Origin of the sequence: Achromobacter sp. E1 (genome assembly GCF_037039475.1) — a bacterium.
GTDB classification, from domain to species: domain Bacteria; phylum Pseudomonadota; class Gammaproteobacteria; order Burkholderiales; family Burkholderiaceae_B; genus Achromobacter; species Achromobacter mucicolens.
Genome location: NZ_CP146253.1, coordinates 26,852 through 49,631 on the forward strand (window position 1 = coordinate 26,852; position 22,780 = coordinate 49,631).

Sequence of the window (22,780 nt, forward strand, 5' to 3'; positions counted from 1 at the left end):
AAGAACGATATGTATCGCATAGGGATAGACGTCGGAGGCACGTTTACCGATTTCACGATGATCGACGAGGACGCCGGCGTGGTGCACTTTCACAAGGTGCCCTCCACGCCGCACGATCCCTCCGAGGCCATCGCCACGGGCATCGGGCAGATGCTTGCGGATCATGGCGTCGCGCCGTCGCAGGTGTCGCACGTGGGCCACGGCACGACGGTGGCCACCAACCTCATCATCGAACGCAAGGGCGCGCGCGTCGGTCTGATCACCACACGGGGCTTTCGCGACGTGCTGGAGATTGGCCGCCAGACGCGCCCGCACCTGTACGACTACAGCGTGGGCAAGCCGCCCGTCGCGGTGCCGCGCGAATTCCGCGCCGAAGTCGACGAGCGCGTCAACGCGGCGGGCGAGGTTCTGACAGCGCTGGACGAAGCACAGGTGCGCGATGCGGCGCGGCGCTTCGCCAAGGCCGGCATCGAGGCCGTGACGATCTGCTTCCTGCATGCTTACCGCAACCCGGCGCACGAGCGCCGCGCAGCCAGCATCGTCCAGGAAGAAATGCCGGATGCGTACATCAGCCAGTCGTCCGAGGTGCTGCCCGAGTTCCGCGAATACGAGCGCCTGTCCACCACCGTGCTCAATGCGGCGGTCGGGCCGAAGATGGCGCGCTACCTGGAGCGTTTCCTGAAGCGGGTGCGGGAACTGGACATCGGGCATGAACCGCACACCATTCACTCCAACGGCGGCCTGATGTCGATCGCCACGGTGCGCCAGTATCCGGTGCGCACCTGCCTGTCCGGCCCCGCCGCCGGCGTGGTCGGCGCCGCGGCCGTGGGACGCGCCATCGGCAGCCTGAACCTCGTGACGTTCGACGTGGGCGGCACCAGCACGGACGTGTCGCTGGTGTGCGAAGGCAGGCCGCTCTTCACCTCGCATCGCCATGTCGCCGGCTATCCGGTCAAGACTCCGATGGTCGACATCCATGTCATCGGCGCGGGCGGCGGCAGCATTGCGTGGCTGGACGATGCCGGCGCGCTGAAGGTGGGTCCGCACAGCGCGGGCGCGGTGCCGGGCCCGGTGGGCTACGGCCGTGGCGGCCAGGAGCCCACCATCACCGACGCCGAAATCGCGTTGCAGCGGCTCAACCCCGTGGCGCTCTTGAACGGCCGCATGCCGGTGTATGCCGATGCGGCGCGCGAGGTCATCCGCGGCCGCGTCGCCGAACCGCTGGGCCTGACCATGGAGGCGGCCGCCGAGGGAATTCTGCGCATCGCCGCCGCCAACATGAGCCGCGCGATCCGGGCGGTTTCCACCGAGCGGGGCTACGACCTGTCGCACTTCGCGCTGTATGCCTACGGCGGCGCGGGTCCGCTGCACGCCGTGGAAGTGGCCGAGGAATGCGGCATCCCCGTGGTCATCGTGCCGCAGGAACCCGGCACGATGTGCGCGCGCGGCATTTTGCTCAGCGACATCTCGTTCGACTTCGTGCAAAGCGAGATATCGCTCGCCAGCGAGGACACGTGGCCCGCCATCACCGCCATCTTTGAAGGCCTTGCCGCGCAGGCGCGCGACTGGCTCGCGTCCGAACGCGTCGATCCCGCGCTACGCGTGTGCCACAGCGCGATCGACGCGCGCTACGAGGGACAGAATTTCGAGGTGCAGGTCAGCCTGGACGACACGGGCCCGGGCGGCTACGCGCAATTCGCGCGGCGCTTTGCAGAGGCCCATGAGCGCGAATACGGCTACACGGTGGACGATCGCAAGGTGCAGATCATCAATTGCCGCATGCAGGCGGTCGGACAGGTGGTGAAGGCGCCGCTCGCGCCACGCCATGTGGGCGGCACGCTGCAGGACGCGCGGCTGGGCGAGCGCAAGGCGTACTTCGGGCCGGCGCATGGCTGGTTGGAAACGCCCGTGTACGACCGCGACCGCGTGCCGACCGGCGCGCGCTTTCGGGGCCCGGCGCTGCTCGAGGAAATGAGCTCGACCACGGTGGTTGGCGTGGGCCACGAGGCCAGTGTCGACGAGTTCGGCAACCTGATCATTCGTTTGCAAGGAGGCTCGCATGAACAAGCCTGATTCCATTGAACCGCGCGAGGCGGACAGCGCCTCGGTCCTGGCGGATCCGATCGGCATGGAGGTGTTCTGCAACCGCCTGCTGTCGATCACCGAAGACATGAACAACACGCTGGTGCGCGCCTCGTTCTCGACCAACATCAAGGAGCGCAAGGATTGCTCGGTGGCGCTCTTTGACGCGGCAGGGCGGCTGGTCGCGCAGGGCACGCAGATCCCGCTGCACCTCGGATCGCTGGACGGCGCCATGCGCGCCATCCTGCGCACGTTTGCCGAAGACCAGATCCGCGACGGCGACGTGTTCATCTGCAACGATCCGTACCTGGCAGACGGCAGCCACCTGCCCGACATCAACATCATCACGCCGGTGTTCTGGGAAGGCACGCTGCGATTTTTTGCCGCCAACATCGCGCATCACTCCGACGTGGGCGGCGCTGTGCCTGGCTCTATTGCCGGAGGGCTGAAGTCGATCTTCGAGGAAGGCATCCGCATCCCCGCCTGCCGCCTGGCCCGTGCGGGCGAGACCGACGAGGATCTGCTGCGCCTCATCTGCGCGAACACCCGCGATCCGGAAGAGCGCGTGCTGGACCTGCGCGTGCAGATGGCGACCAACCGCCGCGGCGCGGCCGCGGTGCAGGGATTGATCCGCCAGATGGGGCTGCAAGCTGTGGTGCGCTCGGTGGACGACGTGATCGCCTATACGCGCAAACGCCTCTTGAACCGCATCGCCGAGCTGCGCCCCGGCAGCTACACCTTCCGCAGCGATCTTGACGACGACGGCATGGGCGGCGATCCGGTGCCCATCCAGGTGACGCTGACCGTCGGCCCGGACAATCTGCACTTCGACTTCGACGGATCGGGCAAGCAGGCGCGCGGCGCCATGAACCTGCCGTTCAATGCTCTGCGCGCCTGCGTGTACTACGCGGTGAAGGCGCTGCTGGATCCGGACCTGGCGCCCAATGCCGGGCTGTTCGATCCCATCACGCTGTCCGCGCCCGTGGGCACCATCACCAATCCCGAGCATCCGGCCGCGGTGGGTGCACGGTCCATCACCGCGCAGAAGGTGGCCGGCGCGATCTTCGGCGCATTCCGGGGCCTGCTGCCCCCGGAAAAGACCATGGCCTCCAGCAACGACTGCTGCCCCGCCATCGTGTTCTCGGGCCGGTGGCGCGAGCGCGCGGGACACTTCGTGTATCTGGAAACGTTGGGCGGCGGCGCGGGGGCGCGCTTCGATGCGGACGGCATGGATGCGGTGCATGTGCACATGACCAACACGTCGAACCTGCCGGTCGAAGCGCTGGAAAACGAGTATCCCCTGCTGATGGACGAGTACGCGATGATTCAGGACTCGGGCGGCGCGGGCCGAACGCGCGGCGGCATGGGCATCGCCAAGCAGATACGCGCGGTGGGACCAGGCATCGTGTTCTCGGCGCGCTCGGACAGCCACACCGTCGGCGTGGCCGCGGGCGTTGACGGCGGTGGAGATGGCCGCCGCGCGCGCCTGATCCGCAACTTCGGAACGCCGCAGGCCGAGGAGCTTTTCTCCAAGACCGCCAACATTGCGCTTGCGGCTGGCGATAGCGTGCGCATCGAAACGCCGGGGGCTGGCGGTTATGGCGCGCCGTCGGAGCGGCCGCGGGCGCGCGTGGAACAGGACCTGGCTGACGGCAAGATCAGCCCTCACGCGGCGCGTGCGGACTATGGGCTGTCCGCGTAGACCGAGCCGCGCGTCAACTGACGTTCAGGGTCATCGAGTACTTCATCTTGTCGTGCGGAAACGTGGTGATGGTGGCAAGCAGCAGCACGCCGCCGTCGCCGTAGTATCGGCGGGTGATGACAAAGCCGGGCGTGCCCGTATCGACTTGAAGTTGCCTGGCGATCGCCGCGCCGATCGGCGTGGCGGAGAACTCCTGGTTGACCTCGGTGATGCGGTCGCCGAAGTGGTCCTCGATCAGCCGCAGTAGCGAGATCCGGGACTTCACGTCCACCAGCACGTCCGAATGCGCCGGGTTCGTGTAGATGAGCGTGCTGGCGGCCGGCACGTCGGGATCGTCCAGCGTCTTGATCGAGTTGATGTGCAGCCATTCTTGCCCGGCTTCGCAGCCCAGCGTTTCGGCAAGGCGCTTGGTCAGCTTGACGGTGCGCACGTCCTGCACCAGCAGCGCCGCGTTGCGCGCGTACTGCAGCAGATCGGGAAACTGCGAGATGCGCTGCGTGAAACGGGTCGTCGCGCGGGCCGTTTCGACACGCGTGCCCACGCCCGGCCGGCGCGACACCACGCCAGCCACCGTCAGCATGCGGATCGCTTCGCGGATGGTGTGACGGCTGGCGCCGAATTGTTCGCACAGTTCGTGCTCGGTGGGAAGCAGCGTCATGACGGGGTAGCGCCCGGAGCTGATGTCCTGCGAGAGCGACTGATAGATGCTCTTGTAGCGGGGGCCACCCGACATGTCTGCCGGGAGCGCCGCGCCGGGCCGGCCGCGGGCTTGCCGCTCCCCGCCGGGGCTGGCAGCGCGCTCGGAGGATCGGGTCATGAGGTTGGCTCCTTGATTGGTTTTATAGGGTTTGTCCGGACAATAACCGATTGACAAGGCAGTCATGCGGGATTCATTATTTGTCCGGACATTCATGTACGGACAAATTGTACGGCGGACATGAGGTCGCCGGGCAACAAATCAGTCGGTTCTTGCAGTTCTCTTCCAAAATTCGGGGGTTCTCATGAGCAAGGTACTTGCAGTGCTCGCGGCGGCGGCGGTAGCGGCCGGGCTGGGCGCAAACGCACAGGCGCAGCAGAAACTGGTGGTGGCCGGCTACGGCGGCTCGTTTGAAGACATCATGCGCAAGGACATCTTCCCGCCCTTCGCCAAACAGCATGGCGTCGAGCTGGATTACGTGGCCGGCAATTCCACCAACACCGTGGCGCGCCTGCAGGCGCAAAAGAGCAACCAGCAGATCGACGTCGCCATCATCGATGACGGCCCCATGTACCAGGCCATTGCGCTGGGTTTTTGCGAACCCATCAAGAACCTGCCCGCCGACGACATCTACACCACCGCGCGCTACAAGGACGACAAGGCGGTCGCCATCGGCATCGTGGCCACGGGCATCATGTACAACAAGAAGGTCTTCGACGAGAAGAAGTGGGCCCCGCCCACGTCCTGGAAGGACCTGAAGGATCCCAAGTACAAGAAGCAACTGGTCATTCCGCCGCTGAACAACACCTATGGCCTGCACACGCTGGTGGAATATGCCCGCGAAGGCGGCGGCGGCGAAAAGAAGATCGATCCGGGCTTCACCACGTTCAAGAACGAGGTCGGTCCCAATGTGCTGGTCTATGAGCCCTCGCCCGGCAAGATGACCGAGCTTTTCTCCAGCGGGCAGGCCACCATCGCGGTCTGGGGCAGCGGCCGCGTCAAGGCGTTTGCCGACACGGGCTTCCCCGTCGGATTCGTCTATCCGCAGGAAGGCGCGTACGCGCTGCTGTCTTCCGTGTGTCCGGTGGCCAAGCCCAACGCCAATCCGAAGGCGCAGGCCTTCGTCGAATACCTGGTGTCGCCCGAGGTCCAGGAAAAGCTCGCTTCCGCGTACGGCTATGGTCCGGTCAACAAGAAGGCCAAGGTCACGGACGATCCCCGTGTGCCGCTGCCCATTGGCAAGCGCGCCGCCGATCTCATCGTGATCGACTGGGACACGGTCAACCAGAATCGGGACGACTGGAACAAGCGCTGGACGCGGGAAATCGAGCGCTGACGCGTGTGCATACGGGCGGCGCCACTGCCGCCCACCGGGAGCATTCATGACCTATCTTGTGCTTGACCGCCTGAGCAAGCGCTACGGCGACACCATGGCCGTCGAAAACCTGAGCCTGTCGGTAAACAAAGGCGAATTCATCTCGCTGCTGGGACCGTCCGGCTGCGGCAAGACGACGACCCTGCAGATGATTGCCGGCTTTGTCGAACCGTCCGGCGGCAGCATCGTGCTGAACGGCAAGGACGTCAGCAAGGTGCCCGCCAACAAGCGCGGGCTGGGCATGGTGTTCCAGAACTATGCGCTCTTTCCGCACATGACCGCGGCCGAGAATGTGTCGTTCGGCCTGGAGATGCAGCGCGTGAAAAAGGACGAGCGCCAGGCCCGGGTGGCCGATGCGCTCAAGCTCGTGGGCCTGTCGCATCTGGCCGACCGTCACCCGGCGCGCATGTCCGGCGGCCAGCAGCAGCGCGTGGCGCTGGCGCGGGCGCTGGTCATCCGGCCCAGCGTGCTGCTGCTGGACGAGCCGCTCTCCAACCTGGACGCCAAGCTGCGCGAAGAGATGCAGCTGGAATTGCGCAGCATCCAGCGCACGGTCGGCACCACGACTATTCTCGTCACGCACGATCAGTCCGAGGCGCTGGCGCTGTCGGACCGCATCGTGGTGATGAACCAGGGCCGCGTCGAACAGGTGGCCGAACCCTTTGCCGCGTACGAAGGGCCTGCTAGCCATTTCGTGGGCGGTTTCCTGGGCAAGGCCAACGTGTTCACGCCGCAGGCCGAGCAGTACGAAGGCGAGACCCGCGCGCGCATCGGCGAGGCCCACATTGGTCTGGCGGGCGCACCGGTGCCGCAGGGCGCGGTGATCGTGCGGCCCGAAAAGATCCTGTTTTCCGAGCCCGCGGCCTGTGCATTGCCCGGCCGCATGAAGACGCGCGTCTTCCAGGGCAACCATTGGTTGTGCCAGGTGGAGACGTCGGTCGGCGAAGTGATGGTGATCCGGCAGAACGACGGCGTGCCTGTGCCCGCCGAAGGCGAGACCGTGCATCTGCGCTGGCGCGCGCAGGACATGTGCGCCGTCGATCCGGCGGCCGCGCCGCAAGGCAACGCGTCATGAGCGCGCGCACCAATCCGTGGGTGCTGAGCGCCCCGGCGCTGGTGGTGTATGCCACGTTCCTCGTGGTGCCGATGGCGCTGGTGTTTCTGATCAGCTTCTTCGACTTCCAGTTCTACGGCGGCATCGAGGCCACCTTTACCTGGAAAAACTACATCGAGATCTTCTCGGACGGCTATTACTACGAGATCTACGCGCGCACGTTTGGCGTGGCCGCGGCCGTGACTGTGGCGTGCCTGGTGCTGGGCACGGCCGAAGCCTACGTGCTGTCGCGCATGGCCAATCCGTGGAAGGGTCTTTTTCTGATGGTGGTGCTGGGCCCGCTGCTGATTTCGGTGGTGGTGCGCACGCTGGGTTGGGCGTTGCTGTTTGGGTCTACCGGCCTCATCAACAAGGCGCTGATGGGCATCGGCCTGATCTCCACGCCTATCGACCTCATGTACAGCAACCTGGGCGTGGGCATTGCGCTGACGCACGTGCTGGTGCCCTTCATGGTGATCTCGGTGTGGGCCTCGTTGCAGCGGATCAACCCCGCTACCGAGGCGGCCGCGCTGTCGCTGGGCGCCAGCCAGTTCACGGTCATCCGGCGCGTGATCGTGCCGCAGGTGATGCCCGGCATCCTCTCGGGCGCAATCATGGTGTTTGCGATGGCGGCCAGCTCGTTCGCCACGCCGGCCATCATCGGCGGGCGGCGCTTGAAGAACGTGGCCACCGCCGCCTACGACGAGTTCCTGAACACCCTGAACTGGCCGCTGGGCGCGGCGCTGGCCGTGGTGCTGCTGGTGGCGACCGTGGTGGTGCTGCTGTCGGCCAACCGCATCATCGAGCGCCGCTACGGGGCCGTGTTCAACCAGGCCGGAGGCTGACATGCAATTTCGCAATGGCCCCATCGGCCTCGTCTTCCACACGCTGTTCATCCTGTTCATCCTGGCGCCCATCGTCATGGTGTGCGCGGTGGCGTTCACGTCCGAAGGCTTTATTTCGCTGCCCTCGGGCGGGCTGTCGCTGCGCTGGTTCCGCGCCATTCTGGACAACCCGCGCTTTGTCGATGCGTTCTGGTTCAGTTTGGGCCTGGGCACGCTGTCGGCCACGCTGGCGATCGGTCTGGCGGTGCCCAGCGCATTGGCGATCGCGCGCAACCGCTTCAGGGGGCGCGAAGCGCTGGTGGCGTTCTTTCTGTCGCCGCTGATGATTCCGCACGTGGTGCTGGGCCTGGCGTTCCTGAAGTTCTTCACGACCGTGGACCTGGCCGGCACGTACTTCGGCCTGGTCGTGGCGCACGTGATTCTCGTCATGCCGTATGCGCTGCGGCTGGTGCTGGCCTCGGCAACGGGCATCGATCCGGCGCTGGAGCGCGCGGCGCAGTCGCTGGGCGCGTCCAACTGGACGGCATTCCGGCGCGTGGTGCTGCCGCTCTTGCTGCCGGGCGTGGTCAGCGGCTGGGTGATCGCGTTCATCACCAGCTTTGACGAACTGACGATGTCGATCTTCATCGCCTCGCCGTCCACCACCACGCTGCCGGTGCGCATCTTCCTGCATATCGAAGACACCATCGATCCGCTGGTGACGGCGGTGTCGGCCGTGCTGATCTACGTGACGATCATTGCCATATTCATCCTGGACCGCGCGGTCGGCCTGGAGAAGCTGTTTGTAGGAAAGGGACGCTGATGACAGAAGAGAAAGAACTGGCGCCGCGCGCGCCCGTGCACCGCGGCATCTACGATGCGGCGGTGATCGGGGGCGGTCTGGTCGGATCGGCCGTGGCCTACGGGCTGCGCCGCGAACTGGACCACGTGGCCGTGCTGGACGAAGGCGACGTGGCCTATCGGGCTTCGCGCGGGAACTTCGGCCTGGTGTGGGTGCAGAGCAAGGGCATGGGCCTGCCGCGCTATGGCGTGTGGACCATGACGTCGGCCACTGGCTGGCCCCGGCTTGCCGCCCTGCTGCAGGAAGAGACCGGGGTCGACGTGCACCTGGAGCAGCGCGGCGGCCTGCACGCGCTCCTGAGCGACGAAGAGGTCGAGGCGCGCACACGCTTCATGAACACGCTACTCGCGCAGCCGGGCATGGCGCAGTACGAATGGAAGATGCTGGATCGCGCCGAGGTCGCGGATCTGGTGCCGGGCATCGGACCCGACGTGCGCGGCGCGACATGGACGCCGGTGGACGGCATCGCCAACCCGCTCAAGCTGCTGCGCGCGCTGCACATGAGTTTTGCACAGCGGGTTGTGGATTACCTGCCGCAGCGGCCGGCGCAAAGCATCCGCCTGCGTGACGGCGTGTTTGAAATCGCCACGCCCGGCGGCACGGTGCGTGCGCACAAGGTGGTGCTGGCCTCGGGGCTGTCCAACAAGCAGCTTGGCGAGCAAGTCGGGCTGGATGTGCCGGTACGGCCGCAGCGCGGCCAGATCGTCGTGCTGGAGCGCACGCGCCGCATGCTCGAGACGCCGTTGTCCACGCTGCGCCAGACCGACGAAGGCACGTGGCTTATCGGCGATTCGCAGGAAGAGGCCGGCTATGTGGACAACCTGGTTGGCCTGCCGATCCTGGGCACGCTTGCCGACCGCGCCGTGCGCACGCTGCCCGCGCTGCGGGACGTGCGCGTGGTCCGCAGCTGGGCGGCGCTGCGCGTCATGTCCAAGGACGGCTTTCCGATCTATCAGCAATCCGAAACGTGCCCGGGGGCCTTCGTCGCCACCTGTCACAGCGGCGTGACGCTCGCCGCCGCGCACGCGCTCAACTTGGCGCCCATGATCGCCGCCGGCAAGCTGGCCGACGACATGGCGCCCTTCTCGACCCGGAGGTTTCATGTTCAAGCGGCTTGACGAGGCGCAGCGGCAGGCGCAGGGCGCGCCGGTGCGGGTAACGGTCAATGGCGCCGAAATGCTGTGCCGCCAGGGCGACAGCGTGGCGGCGGCGCTCTTTGCGGGCGGCGTGCAGGCCTGCCGCGACACGGCCGTCAACGAGGTGCCGCGTGGCCCCTATTGCATGATGGGCGTGTGCTACGACTGCCTGGTCACCATCGACGGACAAGCGAACCAGCAGGGCTGCATGACGCCCGTGCGGGAAGGAATGAAGATCGAGCGCCAGTTGGGCGCGCGCAAGGTGCAGGCATGATCGACACGATGCAATGCGATTTGCTGGTGGTGGGCGCCGGTCCGGCCGGTTTGGCAGCCGCGACGCTGGCCGCGAACCTGGGCGTGGATACCATGCTGCTCGATGAGCAGCCCGCGCCCGGCGGCCAGATCTACCGCGCCATCACCACCACCCCGGTCACCAACCGCAGCATTCTGGGTGGAGACTACTGGCACGGCGCGACGCTGGTGCCGCCGTTCCAGCAGTCCGGTGCGCGCTACGTGCCGGGGGCGACCGTCTGGGCCGTGGCGCAGCGCACCGCGCCCGAGCCGGCCGACGGTTTCGAGGTGGCGTACTCGGTGGCGGGCGAGGCGCGCATCGTGCACGCGCGCCGCCTGCTGCTGGCCACCGGCGCACAGGAGCGGCCCTTCCCGATTCCGGGCTGGACGCTGCCGGGCGTCATCACCGCGGGCGCGGCGCAGATCCTCTTGAAATCATCCGGCGTCGTGCCGTCCGATCGCACGGTGCTGGCCGGTTGCGGGCCGCTGCTGTACCTGGTGGCCTGGCAATACCTGAATGCGGGCGTGAAGGTCGACGCGCTGCTGGAAACCACCCCGCCGGGACGCATGGGACAGGCGCTGCCCAAGGTCTGGGGTTTTCTGCGCTCGCCGTATCTGGGCAAGGGGCTGAAGCTGCTGCGCGCGGTCAAGGCTGCCGTGCCCATCGTCAAGGGCGTGACGGCGCTAGAAGCGCTGGGCGACGGCAAGCTGCAAAGCGTGCGCTACACGGCGGGCGGCGTCACCAAGACGTTGCCCGCCGATCAGCTGATGTTGCACCAGGGCGTGGTACCCAACGTGAACCTGTCGCGCGCGGTGGGCGTGGCGCACCGCTGGAACGACGCACTGGACTGTTGGGAGCCCGACGTCGACGAATGGGGCACGACAGGGGTGGACGGCGTCGGCATGGCCGGTGACGGCGCGGGCATCGCCGGGGCGATGGCGGCCGAGCATCGCGGCCGGCTGGCCGCTCTGCAGGCCGCGCATCTGATGGGCCGCATCGATGCGGACAAGCGCGACAGCGAAGCCGCTGCGCCGCGCGCGGCGCTGGCGCAGGCCGTGCGCGGCCGCGAATTCTTCGACACGCTCTACAAGGCGCCGGAGGCGTTCCGGCGGCCCACGGGCGACACCATCGTGTGCCGCTGCGAGGAAGTGACCGCCGCGCAGGTGCGCGAGACCGTCAAGCTGGGCTGCAGCGGGCCGAACCAGATGAAGGCTTTCCTGCGCTGCGGCATGGGTCCGTGCCAGGGCCGCTTCTGCGGCCTGACCGTGTCGGAAATCATTGCCGAGGAACGCGGCGTGCCGACCGAGGAAGTGGGCTATTACCGGCTGCGCTTTCCGACCAAGCCGCTCACGCTGGGCGAACTGGCCTCGCTGCCGCAGACCGACGATTCGCGCCAGGCCGTCGTCCGCCTGAAGAAATGACGGGCGGACACCATGACCGTTCACCCGCGGGCGGCTGAAGTCATCATCATCGGCGGCGGGCTGCATGGCAGCTCGGCCGCATTGCATCTGGCGCGCGCCGGCGTGCGCGCGCTGGTCATCGAAAAGAACTACGTGGGGCGTCACGCCTCCGGCGTCAATGCGGGCGGCGTGCGCACGCTGTCGCGCCATCTGGCCGAAGTGCCGCTGGCGCTGGCCTCGCGCGAGATCTGGTATCGCATTGGCGAGCTGGTGGATGACGATTGCGGCTTTGAGCAGCACGGGCAGGTGCGCGTCGCCGAGAACGCGGCGGATGCCGAAACGCTGCGCGCGCGGCTCAAGACCATGACGGACCACGGCTACACGCACGAGCAGTGGATAACGCGTGAAGACCTGCTGGATCTGATTCCCGCGATCGCGCCCACCGTGCAGGGCGGCCTGATCGCGCGCGAAGACGCGGCGGCCGATCCGTACCGCACCACCCTCGCCTTTCGCATGAAGGCCGCCAGCCTGGGCGCGCGCTTTCTGGAAGGCGTGCGCGTGCAAGGCGTGGCGCGGCAGGACGGGCAATGGCGCGTGCAGACGGATGACGGCGTGTACACCGCGCCGCAGGTGCTGAACTGCGCGGGCGCGTGGGCGGATCGCATCGCCGCGCAATGGGGCGAGCCGGTGCCGCTGCTACCCATCAGTCCGATGATGCTCGTCACGCTGCGCATGGATCACTTTCTGGATCCCGTGGTGCTGGGCACGGGCCGTGCGCTGTCGTTCAAGCAGCGCACCAACGGCACCGTGCTGATCGGCGGCGGCCGGCGTGCCTGGGTGGACCGGGATGCCGAATGGACCGAACTGGATTTCCGCTCGCTGGCCGAGGGCGCGCGCACGGTGGTGGACCTTTTCCCGCACATGCGCGACGCCATCGTGAACCGCGGATGGGCGGGCATCGAGGCGGCCATGCCCGACGAAATCCCCGTGATCGGGCGCAGCAGCCGGCATGAAACTGCCTTTCATGCGTTCGGATTCTCGGCGCACGGTTTCGAGCTGGGGCCCATCGTGGGCCGCATCATGGCCGACCTGATCACGACCGGCGCGACGGACCTGCCGATTGCGCCATTCCGGATTGAACGTTTTTCGGATGCCGGCATGGCATCCGCCCCATCGACCAAGGAGCAAGACGAATGAACGATATCGTGCGCAGGGAAACCAACGAGCGCCTCTCCCGCATCGTGATTCACGGCGACACCGTCTATATCGCGGGGGTGACGTCGACCGCGGAGGGCGGCATCGAGGCCCAGACGCGCGACGTGCTGGCCAAGATCGACGGCTATCTGAAGCAGGCGAGCACCGACAAGTCGCGGCTGCTGTCCGTGCAGATCTGGCTCAAGGACATCGCGCGTGACTTTGCCGGCATGAACGCCGTGTGGGCCGAGTGGGCGCTGCCGCGCGCGATGCCCACGCGCGCCACCTGCGAGGCCAAGCTGGCCTCGCCCGACATGCTGGTGGAGATCATCGTGACGGCCGCGGCGCAGCCGGCTTACGTCAGCGGGCCGACGTCTGAAAGCTGACTTGGCCGGGGCGGCCCGGCAGGTGCAGCGTGGCAGTGGCCGGCGGCGTGGTCGCCACCACCTTGCCCGCGCGCAGCACCATCAGGCGCGTGGCGCGCAGGCGCAATGCCTCGACCGCGTCGCGCGCCTGCAGCAGCACCAGGTCGGCGCGCTTGCCGACCGCCAGGCCCGTCTCGTCCAGGCCCAGGATCTTGGCGGGCGTGGTCGTCACCGCTTCAAAACAGGCCCGCATCGCGTCCTGCCCCGTCATCTGGCCCACGTGCAGGCCCATGTGCGCGACTTCCAGCATGTCGCCTGAACCCAGGCTGTACCACGGGTCCATCACGCAGTCGTGGCCGAAGGCGACCGGCACGCCTGCCGCCATCAGCTCGGGCACGCGCGTCATGCCGCGTCGCTTCGGATACGTGTCGTGGCGGCCTTGCAGCGTGATGTTGATGAGCGGATTGGCAATCGCCGACACGCCCGCTTCGCGGATCAGCGGGATCAGCTTGGACACGTAGTAGTTGTCCATGGAATGCATGGACGTCAGGTGCGAGCCCGTCACCCGGCCGGAGAGGCCCAGGCGCTGCGTGTGATAGGCCAACGTTTCAATGTGGCGCGACAGCGGATCGTCGCTTTCGTCGCAGTGCATGTCCACGCGCAGGCCGCGTTCGGCGGCCAGTTCGCACAGGATGCGCACGGATTCGGCGCCGTCCTGCATGGTGCGCTCGAAATGCGGAATGCCGCCCACCACGTCCACGCCCATGTCCAGCGCGCGCTTCAGGTTGTCCAGCGCCCCGGGCGCGCGCAGGACGCCGTCCTGCGGGAAGGCGACCAGTTGCAGGTCCAGGTAAGGTTTGACCTTTTCGCGCACGTGCAGCAGCGCTTCCGTTGCCAAGAGGCGCGGGTCGCAGACATCCACGTGCGAGCGGATGGCCAGCAGCCCGCGCGCCACGGCCCAGTCGCAATAGGCCAGCGCACGTTCGACCAGCGCTTCCTGCGTGAGCAGCGGCTTGAGCTCGCCCCACAGCGCAATGCCTTCGAGCAGCGTGCCCGACTGATTCACGCGCGGCAGGCCAAAGGACAGCGTGGAGTCCATGTGGAAATGCGCGTCGACAAAGGGCGAGCTCACCAGTTGCCCGGCGGCGTCCACCGTCTGCGCGGCCTCGGCTTTCAGGGCCGGTTCCAGCGCGGCGATGCGGCCATCGGCCACGCCGATGTCGATGTTGGTGCGGCCGTCGGGCAGCGTGCAGTGCTTAAGAATCAGGTCAAGCATGCGTGTTCCTTGCGAAGAATGTCAGTGGCGTCATGGCGTCCCGTCACCGTTCGCCTTTGCGGTAAGGCTTCATCAAGGCCTGCGGGTAGGCGGCGCGGCGCGCCATGAACACCAGGGCCAGGATGGACAGGATGTAGGGCAGCATTAGATACACCTGATACGGCAGTTCGGGCATGCCCGGCAGCGCCGCGCCACCCTGTTGCAGGCGCAGTTGCAGCGCGTCGAAGAACGCGAAGATCAGGGCGCCTAGCAGCGCCTTGCCGGGCCGCCACGACGCGAACACCACCAGCGCCACGCAGACCCAGCCGCGGCCGTTGACCATGTTGAAGAAGAACGCGTTGAATGCGGCCAGCGTCAGGAAGCTGCCCGCCACGCCCATCAGCGCCGATCCCGCCACGATAGCGCCGATGCGCAGACGCGTCACGGACAGGCCCTGGCCTTCGGCGGCGGCGGGGTTCTCGCCCACCATGCGCACGGCCAGCCCCACCGGCGTGCGGTTCAGCACCCAGGCCAGGATCGGCACGGCGGCCAGCGCGATCAGCGTCATGGGCGTCTGTCCGGCCAGGACGGGGCCGATCAGCGGAATTCCCGCCAGGAACTTCATCTCGGCAAATGGGGTGATCGTCGGCGGCGCGGACACGCTGGGGAACGTGACGCGGTAGGCAAAGTAACTGAGGCTGGTGGCCAGCAACGTCACGCCCAGGCCCGAGACGTGCTGCGACAGGCCCAGCGGCACGGTCAGCACGGCGTGCAGCAGGCCGAACACGGCGCCGGCCAGCGCGGCGGCCAGCACGCCCACGTACAGCGGCGCGCCCAGGTAGACGACCAGCCAGCCGGTGAAGGCGCCGGCCACCATGATGCCCTCGATGCCCAGGTTCAAGACACCGGCGCGCTCGCACAGCAGCACGCCCAGCGTGCCCAGAATCAGCGGCGTGGCCAGGCGCAGCACGGCCACCCAGAACGCCGAGGAACTCATCAGATCCATCCATTCCATGGCGTGCTCCTCAAGCCTTGTTGCGGCGCAGGCGGTACTGCGCGAATAGCGTCGCGACCAGCATGGCGAGCAGCGAAGTGGCGACGATGACGTCGGCGATGTAGTTGGGCACGGCGATGGCGCGGCTCATGCTGTCGGCGCCGACCAGCATGCCGGCCACGAAGATGCTGGCCAGGATCACGCCCAGCGGATGCAGGCCGGCCAGCATGGCGACGACCACGCCCGTGTAGCCGTAACCCGGCGACATATCCAGCGTGACGTAGCTGGTGCGCCCCGCGACCTCGATGGCGCCGGCCAGGCCGGCCAACGCGCCGGACAGCATGGCGGTGCCCAGCATCACGCGGTTCACCGGCAAGCCCAGAAAGCGCGAGGCGTGGGCATTGGCGCCCACCGCGCGCATCTGGAATCCAAAGACGGTGTAGCGGTTCAGCAGCCACAGGCCCAGCGCCAGGCCGGCAGCCCACAACAGGCCCGTGTGGGCGCGCGTGCGTTCGATGAGCTTGCCCAGTTCCAGGTCGCCGTTCAGCGCCACCGATTGCGGCCAGCCCATCGCCATCGGATCCTTCATCGGGCCGTCCAGCATCATCGACACGAACAGCAGCACGATGAAGTTGCCCAGCAGCGTGGTCACCACCTCGTCGACGCCGAGGCGGGTTTTCATGATGGCCGGAATCAGCAGCAGCAACGCGCCGGCCAGCGCCGCGGCCAGCATCATGCCGCCAAACAGCACCGGCACCGGCAGGTCAAAGCCCGTGCCGTCATGCAGGCCGCCCACGGCCACGGCCGCCAGCGCGCCCAGGTAGAGCTGCCCTTCGGCGCCGATGTTGTAGAAGCGCGCGCGAAAGGCCACGGCACAGGCAAGGCCCGTTAGCATCAGCGGCGTGGCGCGCGTCAGGGTTTCGGACAGCGCGAAGCGCGTGCCGAACGCGCCCTCGAACAGCAGCGCGTAGGTGCGGCCGACGGGGGCGCCAGCCCAGGCCACCAGCAGCGTGCAGACCGCCAGCGTGAAGAGGATGGCCGCGATGGGCGCCAATGCCAGCGCAAGGCGGCTGGGCTCGGGGCGGCGTTCCAGGATCAGTTTCATGGGATGCTCAAAAGTGAAGAAAGCCAGGCGGCACGGTTTGCACCGTCACGCCCGGGTTCCCGTCATGGCCAGGCCGACGGTAGCCGGCGTCCATTCGGCCACCGGCTTGACCGCGACCAGCTTGCCGCCGCACAGCACGGCGATGCGGTCGGCCAGGGCAAAGATCTCTTCCAGGTCCTCGGACACCAGCAGCACGCCGGCGCCGCGGGCGCGGGCGGCCAGAAGCTGCTCGCGCACGTAGGCGACCGCGCCGATGTCCAGGCCCCAGGTGGGCTGATCGGCCACGATGAAGCGCGGCTCGCGCGCCAGCGTGCGGCCCAGGATCAGCTTTTGCATGTTGCCGCCCGACAGGCTGCGCGTGCGCACGTCCAGCGACGCGGCGCGCACGTCGAACTGCTTGGCCAGCGAGGCCGCGTAGGCCTTGCCCGCGCGGGCGCGGATCAGGCCGTGCCGCGCGAAGCGCTTGTCCTTCAGGTCTTCGACGATGGCGTTTTCCCACAACGGGCTGTCGCCGATCATGCCTTCGCCGTGGCGGTCTTCTGGAATGCGGCCCACGCGCGCGGCGGTCCAGCCGGCGGGCGTCGTCGGCGCCGCAGCGTGTTCCGGACCCAGCCGGATCGTGCCGTCCGAGGGCTGGCGCAGGCCGGTCAGCACCGACACCAGCGCCTGCTGGCCGTTGCCGGCCACGCCGGCGATGGCCACGATTTCATGCGTGTGGACCACGAGGTCCAGGCTGTCCAGGCGCGGCGCGCCATCGCGGCTGTCGCGCACGGTGACCTGGGACAGCGTCACCACGGGCGCGGCCTGCTCGGCGGCCGAAGCGGCTTCGGCGCGCGGCATGACCACCTTGCGGCCCACCATCAGCTCGGCCAGTTCCGCGGGATTGGTGCCCGCGGTGTCGCGCTCGGCGACCAGCTTGCCTTGCCGCAGCACGGCCACGCGGCGCGATACGGCCATCACTTCGTCCAGCTTGTGCGAAATGAAGATGACCGCCAGTCCTTCGTCGACGAAGCCGCGCAACGTGGCAAACAGGTCCTGCACTTCCTGCGGCGTGAGGACGGCGGTGGGCTCGTCCAGGATCAGCACGCGGGCGCCGCGGTATAGCGCCTTCAGGATTTCGACGCGCTGTTTTTCACCGACCGACAGCGTGCCCACGCGCGCGTCCGGGTCCACGCCCAGGCCGAAGCGCTTGCCCAGTTCCACGAGGCGCTTGCGGGCCTGGCCGCGGCCCGAGGCCAGCTTCCAGAGCGATTCGGTGCCCACCATGATGTTGTCCAGCACGGTGAGGTTGTCGGCCAGCGTGAAATGCTGATGCACCATGCCGACGCCCGCCGCCAGCGCGGCGTCGGGCCGGCCGGCGGGCAGGGGCTTGCCGAAGACTTCGATACTGCCGGCGTCGGCCACATAATGGCCGAACAGGATCGACACCAGGGTCGATTTGCCGGCGCCGTTCTCGCCCAGCAAGGCCAACACTTCGCCCTGGCGCAGCGTGAGCGAAACATCGTCGTTGGCCGTCAGGCTGCCGAAGCGTTTGGTGATCCCTGTCAGTTGCAGGGCGAGAGGCGCTTGATTCATCGTGCCGAGGACTTGGGTTCTTTGTCGTTGACCTTGACGGTGAAGCTGCCGTCCAGGATCGCTTTTTCCTTGGCCTGGACCTTGGCGATCAGGTCGGCCGGGATCTTCTGTTCGAAGGTGCCCAGCGGCGCGAGCGACGAGCCCTTGTGCTTCATCAGCGAATACTGGCCGAAGTCTTCGGCCTTGAACGTGCCGGCCTTGACCTGCTTGAGCGCTTCGTCGATGGTCGGCTCCATGCTCCACAGCGCCGAGGCGACGACCGTCTCGGGGTATTGCGGCTGGGTGTCGATCACGTTGCCGATGGCCAGCTTGCCGCGTTCCTTGGCGGCGTCCGACACGCCGAAGCGTTCGGCGTACAGCACGTCCGCGCCCTTGTCGATCATCGCGAAGGCGGCTTCCTTGGCCTTGGGGGGGTCGAACCACGAGCCGATGAAGGTCACGGTGAATTCGGCCTTCGGATTGATTTCCTTGGCGCCCTCGATGAAGGCCTGCATCAGGCGGTTCACTTCGGGAATGGGATAGCCGCCCACCAGGCCGATCTTGCCGCTCTTGCTCATGCCGCCGGCGATCATGCCGGTCAGGTACGCCGGTTCCTGGATGTAGTTGTCGAACACCGAGAAGTTGGGCTGCTGCGGCTTGCCCGACGAACCCATCAGGAAGGCGGTCTGCGGATAGTCCTTGGCGACCTTGCGGGCGGCGGCTTCCACGGCGAAGGCCTCGCCCACGATCAGCTTGTTGCCTTGTTCCGCGTACTGGCGCAGCACGCGCTCGTAGTCGGCGTTGGTGACGTTTTCCGAGAACGTGTACTCGATGTCGCCACGGTCGCGCGCGGCCGACAGCGCCTTGTGGATGCGCGATACCCATTGTTGTTCGACCGGCACCGTGTACACGGCGGCGACCTTGGTCTTGGCGGGCGCCTGGGCCAGGGCCGCGCCCGAGAACAGCATTGCGCCGGCTGCAGCCAAGGCCAGCTTGAGCAGGCCGCGGCGGGCGATGCCGCTGGCGGTCGAAAGGGAAAGGGATTTCATGCAGGTGACTCCTACGCGGGGAAGGACAGGGAATGGAGATGAGGGGGGATGACGCCCGCAGCACGGAGGCCGCTGCGGCCGGCAGGCATGCCGGGCAGATCGTGCGTGAACGGGGGCGTGGGCTCGGTCATCGGATGGGAGCGCCAGGCGGCGCACCCGCCCGAATGGTCGAGTTCTCAGCCTGTCCTGGCGAAGCAATTTGTATGCCACGGGGCAGTCCCGCGACAAGGCGGGCAAACCTGATGGCCGGGCAGAATTATAGGCACCCTGGCGGGGAAACGTGGCACCACATTGGTGCGCCGCGTCTCTGAAGGCGGGGCATCGGCGGGGATGCCGGGCGTGAATGGAACAGACCGTTGCCGCGCGGCTGGCAGGGTCTATGGTCCCGGCGCGCAGCCGCGCGCCTAAAATCCGCGGATGAGCCGCGCCGCGCGCGGCAAGCTGGAAATCCCATGCAAGATATTCAATTGCTGCTCGAGCAGTACGGCGGGTGGCTGGTGTTCGGCAACGTCCTCATCGAGCAGGCCGGTCTGCCGGTGCCCGCCTATCCCATGATCATCGCGGCCGGCGCGCTGGCCGGCGCCGGCGGCTGGCTTGTGCCGCTCCTGGCCGCGACCGCCGCCTGCCTGATCGCCGACAGCCTGTGGTACTGGGCCGGGCGGCGTTACGGGTCGCGCCTCTTGGGCGTGGTCTGCAAGGTGTCGCTGTCGCAGGATTCGTGCATCCGCCAGACGCAGCGCCTGTATCAGCGCATCGGCGTGCGCGCGCTGCTCGTGTGCAAGTTCCTGCCGGGCGCGGGCGCGTTGTCCACCGTCATGGCGGGGCTGACCAACACGCCGTACTGCCGCTTCTTTCTCTACGACCTGGCCGGCGCGCTGATCTGGGTGGGCTCGGCCCTGCTGCTGGGCGGCCTTTTCCACAGCGTGGTCAACGACGTGCTGGACATCCTGGGCACCTACGGCCCGATGGGGCTGGCGGTGCTGGCGGCCGTGCTGGGGCTGTACATCGTGGCGCGCTTTCTGCGGCGCAAGATCCTGCTGCGCAGCCTGCGCGTCATTCCGCGGCTGTCGGTGGACGAACTGATGCAGTGGCGCCAGAGCGGACGCGATGCGCTGGTTTTTGACGTGCGGCCAGAGGCCCAGCGCGATGCCGCGCGCATCCCGGGCGCCGTGGCCGTGGACCTGAAGCAGCCGCTGCCCGCCCTCGATCCCGGCGCGATCGATTCCGACATCGTGGTCTATTGCGCATGCCCGAACGAAGTGTCGGCCGCCCTGCTGGCCTCGCGGCTGCGTGCGGCCGGCTATCGCAAGATCTGGGCGCTGCGTGGCGGCTACGACGCCTGGGCCGAACGCGAACAGCAGGCCTGAAGCGTCCGGCGCATGGCCCCTCGGGGGGGCGGGCGCTGGGCGGCGCGCCAGGCCCGGGCGCATAATGCGCGCATCGGCCCGCGCCCGACGCGGGCAGCCAACAGGAGACAGGCATGCGGTTGTTGTTCTTGGGCGCCGGCGGCACCGGCGGATACTTTGGCGGACGCGCGGCGCAAGCCGGCGCGGACGTGACGTTCCTGGTGCGCGAGCCGCGCGCCGCGCGCATCCGCGAACACGGACTGCGCATCCAGAGTCCGCTGGGCGATGCCACGCTGCACCCCAAGCTGGTCACGCAGCAGACGCTGAAGGACAGCTACGACATCGTCGTCTTGTCGTGCAAGGCCTACGACCTGGACAGCGCCATCGAGGCCATCCGTCCGGCCGTGGGTCCCGACACCGCCGTGCTGCCCATCATGAACGGCGTGCTCCAGTACGACGTGCTGGACCGCGAGTTCGAGCCGCATCGCGTGCTGGGCGGTCTGTGCCAGATCAACGCCACCCTCGGTCCCGAAGGCGAAGTGGTCCACCTGGGCAAACACGCCAACCTGGTGTTCGGTGAACGCGCCGGTCCTGCCCGCAGCGAGCGCTGCGTGGCGCTGGAGCAGGCGTTGGCGGGCGGCGAATACGTCAGCCGCCTAAGCGAAAACATCTACCAGGACATCTGGGAAAAGTACGTCATGCTGACGACGCTGGCCGCCGCCACCTGCCTGATGCGCGGCTCGGTTGGCGAGATCGCATCCACCGACGACGGCGTGGACTTCCTGCTCGGCCTGCTGCAGGAATCGCAGGCGGTCGCCGCGGCCTCCGGCCATACCGTGCGGCCCGAGGCGGACGCCACCGTGCGCAAGCTGCTGTCCGACCGCACCCAGCCCATGACCGCCTCCATGTTCCGCGACTTGCGCCAGGGCCTGCCCGTGGAAGCCGACCACATCGTTGGCGACATGGTCCGCCGCGCCCGCACGCTGGGCGTGGACGCCACCTACCTGCGCGTGGCTTATTCGCACCTGCAGGTCTACCAGGCGCAACGCGCCGCCCGCTGATCGCGGGGGCGGCCCCCTGTTCAAGCGGGGCCGCCGGGCGCACACTGATTGCGCGTGCCGCGGCGTGCGGCGCGCGTCCGGTCATCTCGCGCTGCTGCCGGTTCGCACCCATTGGTGCACGGTTTGCAAAAAACTCTTCCTGGTTAGCGGGTTTTTCGTTCGGATTTGACCGAATAGTATGGCTTGGCCTGAGCCGAAGCCCGCGCTGCCGCAATCGTGCGGCGGCCGCTCCCGGCCCATCCCTTCCAGGAGCAAGACCATGAAAATCGCATTGATCGGCATTACCGGCCGCGTAGGGTCCCGCGTGGCGGACGAATTGTTGAAGCGCGGCCACCAGGTGACGGGCATTGCCCGCAACCCGGCCGAGGTCAACGAGCAGCCGGGCCTGACCGTCCGCCAGGGAGATGCCACCGATCCCGAAGGCCTGACCCCCATCCTGGCCGGCCACGACGCCGTCATCAGCGCCACGCGTTTCGTGTCCACCGATGCCAAGCCCCTTCTGGCCGCCGTGAAGAACGCTGGCGTGCCGCGTCTGTTGGTGGTGGGTGGCGCGGGCAGCCTGCTGGTCGCGCCCGGCAAGATGCTGATCGACACCCCCGAGTTCCCGGACGCGTACAAGCCCGAGGCGCGCGCAGGCGTCGTGTTCCTGGACACGCTGCGCCAGGAAAAGGTGCTGAACTGGACCTTCCTGTCGCCCTCGGCCATGTTCGAGCCCGGCGAGCGTACCGGATCCTTCCGCGTGGGCGACGACAATCTGCTGGCCGACGACGAGGGCAAGAGCTGGATTTCGATGGAAGACTACGCGATCGCCCTGGCCGACGAAGTCGAAACGCCGCGGCATTCGCGCCGCCGCTATACCGTCGGATACTGATCCTGCGCCGCGTTTGTTTGTAAACTGGCAGGCCGCCAGCCGGCGTCATTTGAGTAGTCCTGTATGCGTATGAAGTGGAAATCCTTGGCTGCCTGCCTGCTGGTCGCCGCCAGTTGCGTGGCGGCTGCGCCGGCGCTTGCGGCCGCGCCGCAGTCGAACAAGGAAATTGCCGTCGCGTTCTTCCGCATGATGTTCCAGGACCGCGATATCGACGAGGCGGTGCGCCTGTACGTCGGCCCGAACTACACCCAGCACAATCCATACATGCAGGACGGTGTCGGGCCGATGGTCGACTTTTTCCCGCGCTACTTCGAGCAGCATCCGCAGGCCATCGTCGAGATCAAGCGCGTGATCGCCGAAGGCGACCTCGTCATGATCCACAACCTGTGGCGCGACTCGCCCGAAGACCGCGGCCAGGCCGTGGTCGACATCTTCCGCCTCGAAGGCGGCAAGATCGTCGAACACTGGGACGTGAGCCAGGAAATCCCCGAGAACCCCGCCAACAAGAACGGCATGTTCTAGG

The 22,780-nt window shown here is 67.5% G+C and carries 21 protein-coding genes; 15 read left to right on the forward strand and 6 right to left on the reverse strand.

Going from position 1 to position 22,780, the window contains the following annotated elements:
* Nucleotides 1-9 precede the first annotated feature (9 nt).
* A complete protein-coding gene (locus V6V88_RS00130) occupies nt 10-2,073 on the forward strand; it encodes a hydantoinase/oxoprolinase family protein (protein WP_062839322.1) in 2,064 nt (687 codons plus the stop codon).
* Entirely contained in the window at nt 2,060-3,784 is a 1,725-nt protein-coding gene (locus V6V88_RS00135) for a hydantoinase B/oxoprolinase family protein (protein ID WP_223573772.1), read from the forward strand. The genes V6V88_RS00130 and V6V88_RS00135 overlap by 14 nt, the downstream gene beginning before the upstream one ends.
* A 13-nt stretch (nt 3,785-3,797) precedes the next feature.
* On the opposite strand, the gene V6V88_RS00140 is transcribed toward V6V88_RS00135, so the two are convergent.
* Nucleotides 3,798-4,601: a GntR family transcriptional regulator gene (locus tag V6V88_RS00140; RefSeq protein ID WP_062839324.1), complete on the reverse strand. Its 804-nt coding sequence runs from the start codon at nt 4,599-4,601 to the stop codon at nt 3,798-3,800.
* 184 nt (nt 4,602-4,785) lie between these two features.
* Between V6V88_RS00140 and V6V88_RS00145 the strand changes: the two genes are divergently transcribed.
* Genes V6V88_RS00145 through V6V88_RS00185 form a run of 9 tightly spaced genes read left to right on the forward strand, consistent with a single transcriptional unit; the run spans nt 4,786 to nt 13,043 of the window.
* Nucleotides 4,786-5,817, forward strand: coding sequence for an ABC transporter substrate-binding protein (locus V6V88_RS00145; protein WP_142052080.1), 1,032 nt, complete (start codon nt 4,786-4,788; stop codon nt 5,815-5,817).
* 46 nt (nt 5,818-5,863) lie between these two features.
* A complete protein-coding gene (locus V6V88_RS00150; RefSeq protein WP_334167796.1) occupies nt 5,864-6,931 on the forward strand; it encodes an ABC transporter ATP-binding protein in 1,068 nt (355 codons plus the stop codon).
* Nucleotides 6,928-7,794 carry an ABC transporter permease gene (locus tag V6V88_RS00155; protein WP_056327672.1) on the forward strand — a complete coding sequence of 289 codons (867 nt, stop codon included), beginning with the start codon at nt 6,928-6,930 and terminating at the stop codon, nt 7,792-7,794. The genes V6V88_RS00150 and V6V88_RS00155 overlap by 4 nt, the downstream gene beginning before the upstream one ends.
* Before the next feature lies 1 nt (nt 7,795).
* Nucleotides 7,796-8,596, forward strand: coding sequence for an ABC transporter permease (locus V6V88_RS00160; protein WP_062839327.1), 801 nt, complete (start codon nt 7,796-7,798; stop codon nt 8,594-8,596).
* The gene (locus V6V88_RS00165) at nt 8,596-9,753 is read left to right on the forward strand and encodes an FAD-dependent oxidoreductase (protein ID WP_175210988.1); all 1,158 of its coding nucleotides are present in this window, start codon (nt 8,596-8,598) and stop codon (nt 9,751-9,753) included. The genes V6V88_RS00160 and V6V88_RS00165 overlap by 1 nt, the downstream gene beginning before the upstream one ends.
* Nucleotides 9,737-10,045, forward strand: coding sequence for a (2Fe-2S)-binding protein (locus V6V88_RS00170; protein WP_056327675.1), 309 nt, complete (start codon nt 9,737-9,739; stop codon nt 10,043-10,045). Before V6V88_RS00165 ends, V6V88_RS00170 begins: the two co-directional genes overlap by 17 nt.
* Nucleotides 10,042-11,484, forward strand: coding sequence for an NAD(P)/FAD-dependent oxidoreductase (locus tag V6V88_RS00175; RefSeq protein WP_338617150.1), 1,443 nt, complete (start codon nt 10,042-10,044; stop codon nt 11,482-11,484). The genes V6V88_RS00170 and V6V88_RS00175 overlap by 4 nt, the downstream gene beginning before the upstream one ends.
* Before the next feature lie 12 nt (nt 11,485-11,496).
* Nucleotides 11,497-12,660: an FAD-dependent oxidoreductase gene (locus tag V6V88_RS00180; protein WP_338617152.1), complete on the forward strand. Its 1,164-nt coding sequence runs from the start codon at nt 11,497-11,499 to the stop codon at nt 12,658-12,660.
* Nucleotides 12,657-13,043: a RidA family protein gene (locus tag V6V88_RS00185; RefSeq protein WP_062839332.1), complete on the forward strand. Its 387-nt coding sequence runs from the start codon at nt 12,657-12,659 to the stop codon at nt 13,041-13,043. The genes V6V88_RS00180 and V6V88_RS00185 overlap by 4 nt, the downstream gene beginning before the upstream one ends.
* Here the strand turns inward: V6V88_RS00185 and V6V88_RS00190 are convergent.
* Genes V6V88_RS00190 through V6V88_RS00210 form a run of 5 tightly spaced genes read right to left on the reverse strand, consistent with a single transcriptional unit; the run spans nt 13,018 to nt 18,979 of the window.
* Nucleotides 13,018-14,298 carry an amidohydrolase family protein gene (locus V6V88_RS00190; protein ID WP_226847648.1) on the reverse strand — a complete coding sequence of 427 codons (1,281 nt, stop codon included), beginning with the start codon at nt 14,296-14,298 and terminating at the stop codon, nt 13,018-13,020. The two genes, V6V88_RS00185 and V6V88_RS00190, sit on opposite strands and share 26 nt — an antisense overlap.
* Nucleotides 14,299-14,341: 43 nt before the next feature.
* Nucleotides 14,342-15,292: an ABC transporter permease gene (locus V6V88_RS00195; RefSeq protein WP_175236635.1), complete on the reverse strand. Its 951-nt coding sequence runs from the start codon at nt 15,290-15,292 to the stop codon at nt 14,342-14,344.
* 10 nt (nt 15,293-15,302) lie between these two features.
* Nucleotides 15,303-16,376: an ABC transporter permease gene (locus V6V88_RS00200; RefSeq protein WP_063953565.1), complete on the reverse strand. Its 1,074-nt coding sequence runs from the start codon at nt 16,374-16,376 to the stop codon at nt 15,303-15,305.
* A gap of 45 nt (nt 16,377-16,421) precedes the next feature.
* Nucleotides 16,422-17,951 carry an ABC transporter ATP-binding protein gene (locus V6V88_RS00205; protein WP_226847650.1) on the reverse strand — a complete coding sequence of 510 codons (1,530 nt, stop codon included), beginning with the start codon at nt 17,949-17,951 and terminating at the stop codon, nt 16,422-16,424.
* Nucleotides 17,948-18,979, reverse strand: a complete 1,032-nt coding sequence (locus V6V88_RS00210; RefSeq protein WP_175236633.1) for a BMP family protein — start codon at nt 18,977-18,979, stop codon at nt 17,948-17,950. Before V6V88_RS00210 ends, V6V88_RS00205 begins: the two co-directional genes overlap by 4 nt.
* A gap of 452 nt (nt 18,980-19,431) precedes the next feature.
* Here V6V88_RS00210 and V6V88_RS00215 point away from each other — a divergent pair, with 452 nt between their 5' ends.
* The 4 genes from V6V88_RS00215 (at nt 19,432) to V6V88_RS00230 (ending at nt 22,779) form a co-directional block, all read left to right on the forward strand.
* Nucleotides 19,432-20,346 carry a DedA family protein/thiosulfate sulfurtransferase GlpE gene (locus V6V88_RS00215; protein ID WP_338617157.1) on the forward strand — a complete coding sequence of 305 codons (915 nt, stop codon included), beginning with the start codon at nt 19,432-19,434 and terminating at the stop codon, nt 20,344-20,346.
* 113 nt (nt 20,347-20,459) lie between these two features.
* Complete coding sequence (gene panE / locus V6V88_RS00220; protein WP_056327684.1) at nt 20,460-21,386, forward strand: 2-dehydropantoate 2-reductase; 927 nt, start codon at nt 20,460-20,462, stop codon at nt 21,384-21,386.
* 259 nt (nt 21,387-21,645) lie between these two features.
* Complete coding sequence (locus V6V88_RS00225; RefSeq protein ID WP_056327685.1) at nt 21,646-22,257, forward strand: NAD(P)-dependent oxidoreductase; 612 nt, start codon at nt 21,646-21,648, stop codon at nt 22,255-22,257.
* Nucleotides 22,258-22,320: 63 nt separating this feature from the next.
* Nucleotides 22,321-22,779, forward strand: a complete 459-nt coding sequence (locus V6V88_RS00230) for a nuclear transport factor 2 family protein (RefSeq protein ID WP_056327686.1) — start codon at nt 22,321-22,323, stop codon at nt 22,777-22,779.
* The last annotated feature ends 1 nt before the right edge of the window (nt 22,780 follow it).

Coding starts and splice junctions, on each gene's coding strand:
- V6V88_RS00140 (WP_062839324.1), bottom strand. CDS start 4,601: ATGACCCGATCCTCCGAGCGCGCTGCCAGCCCCGGCGGGGAGCGGCAA.
- V6V88_RS00150 (WP_334167796.1), top strand. CDS start 5,864: ATGACCTATCTTGTGCTTGACCGCCTGAGCAAGCGCTACGGCGACACC.
- V6V88_RS00130 (WP_062839322.1), top strand. CDS start 10: ATGTATCGCATAGGGATAGACGTCGGAGGCACGTTTACCGATTTCACG.
- V6V88_RS00155 (WP_056327672.1), top strand. CDS start 6,928: ATGAGCGCGCGCACCAATCCGTGGGTGCTGAGCGCCCCGGCGCTGGTG.
- V6V88_RS00230 (WP_056327686.1), top strand. CDS start 22,321: ATGCGTATGAAGTGGAAATCCTTGGCTGCCTGCCTGCTGGTCGCCGCC.
- panE (WP_056327684.1), top strand. CDS start 20,460: ATGCGGTTGTTGTTCTTGGGCGCCGGCGGCACCGGCGGATACTTTGGC.
- V6V88_RS00145 (WP_142052080.1), top strand. CDS start 4,786: ATGAGCAAGGTACTTGCAGTGCTCGCGGCGGCGGCGGTAGCGGCCGGG.
- V6V88_RS00210 (WP_175236633.1), bottom strand. CDS start 18,979: ATGAAATCCCTTTCCCTTTCGACCGCCAGCGGCATCGCCCGCCGCGGC.
- V6V88_RS00215 (WP_338617157.1), top strand. CDS start 19,432: ATGCAAGATATTCAATTGCTGCTCGAGCAGTACGGCGGGTGGCTGGTG.
- V6V88_RS00205 (WP_226847650.1), bottom strand. CDS start 17,951: ATGAATCAAGCGCCTCTCGCCCTGCAACTGACAGGGATCACCAAACGC.
- V6V88_RS00185 (WP_062839332.1), top strand. CDS start 12,657: ATGAACGATATCGTGCGCAGGGAAACCAACGAGCGCCTCTCCCGCATC.
- V6V88_RS00175 (WP_338617150.1), top strand. CDS start 10,042: ATGATCGACACGATGCAATGCGATTTGCTGGTGGTGGGCGCCGGTCCG.
- V6V88_RS00180 (WP_338617152.1), top strand. CDS start 11,497: ATGACCGTTCACCCGCGGGCGGCTGAAGTCATCATCATCGGCGGCGGG.
- V6V88_RS00225 (WP_056327685.1), top strand. CDS start 21,646: ATGAAAATCGCATTGATCGGCATTACCGGCCGCGTAGGGTCCCGCGTG.
- V6V88_RS00165 (WP_175210988.1), top strand. CDS start 8,596: ATGACAGAAGAGAAAGAACTGGCGCCGCGCGCGCCCGTGCACCGCGGC.
- V6V88_RS00170 (WP_056327675.1), top strand. CDS start 9,737: ATGTTCAAGCGGCTTGACGAGGCGCAGCGGCAGGCGCAGGGCGCGCCG.
- V6V88_RS00190 (WP_226847648.1), bottom strand. CDS start 14,298: ATGCTTGACCTGATTCTTAAGCACTGCACGCTGCCCGACGGCCGCACC.
- V6V88_RS00160 (WP_062839327.1), top strand. CDS start 7,796: ATGCAATTTCGCAATGGCCCCATCGGCCTCGTCTTCCACACGCTGTTC.
- V6V88_RS00200 (WP_063953565.1), bottom strand. CDS start 16,376: ATGAAACTGATCCTGGAACGCCGCCCCGAGCCCAGCCGCCTTGCGCTG.
- V6V88_RS00135 (WP_223573772.1), top strand. CDS start 2,060: ATGAACAAGCCTGATTCCATTGAACCGCGCGAGGCGGACAGCGCCTCG.
- V6V88_RS00195 (WP_175236635.1), bottom strand. CDS start 15,292: ATGGAATGGATGGATCTGATGAGTTCCTCGGCGTTCTGGGTGGCCGTG.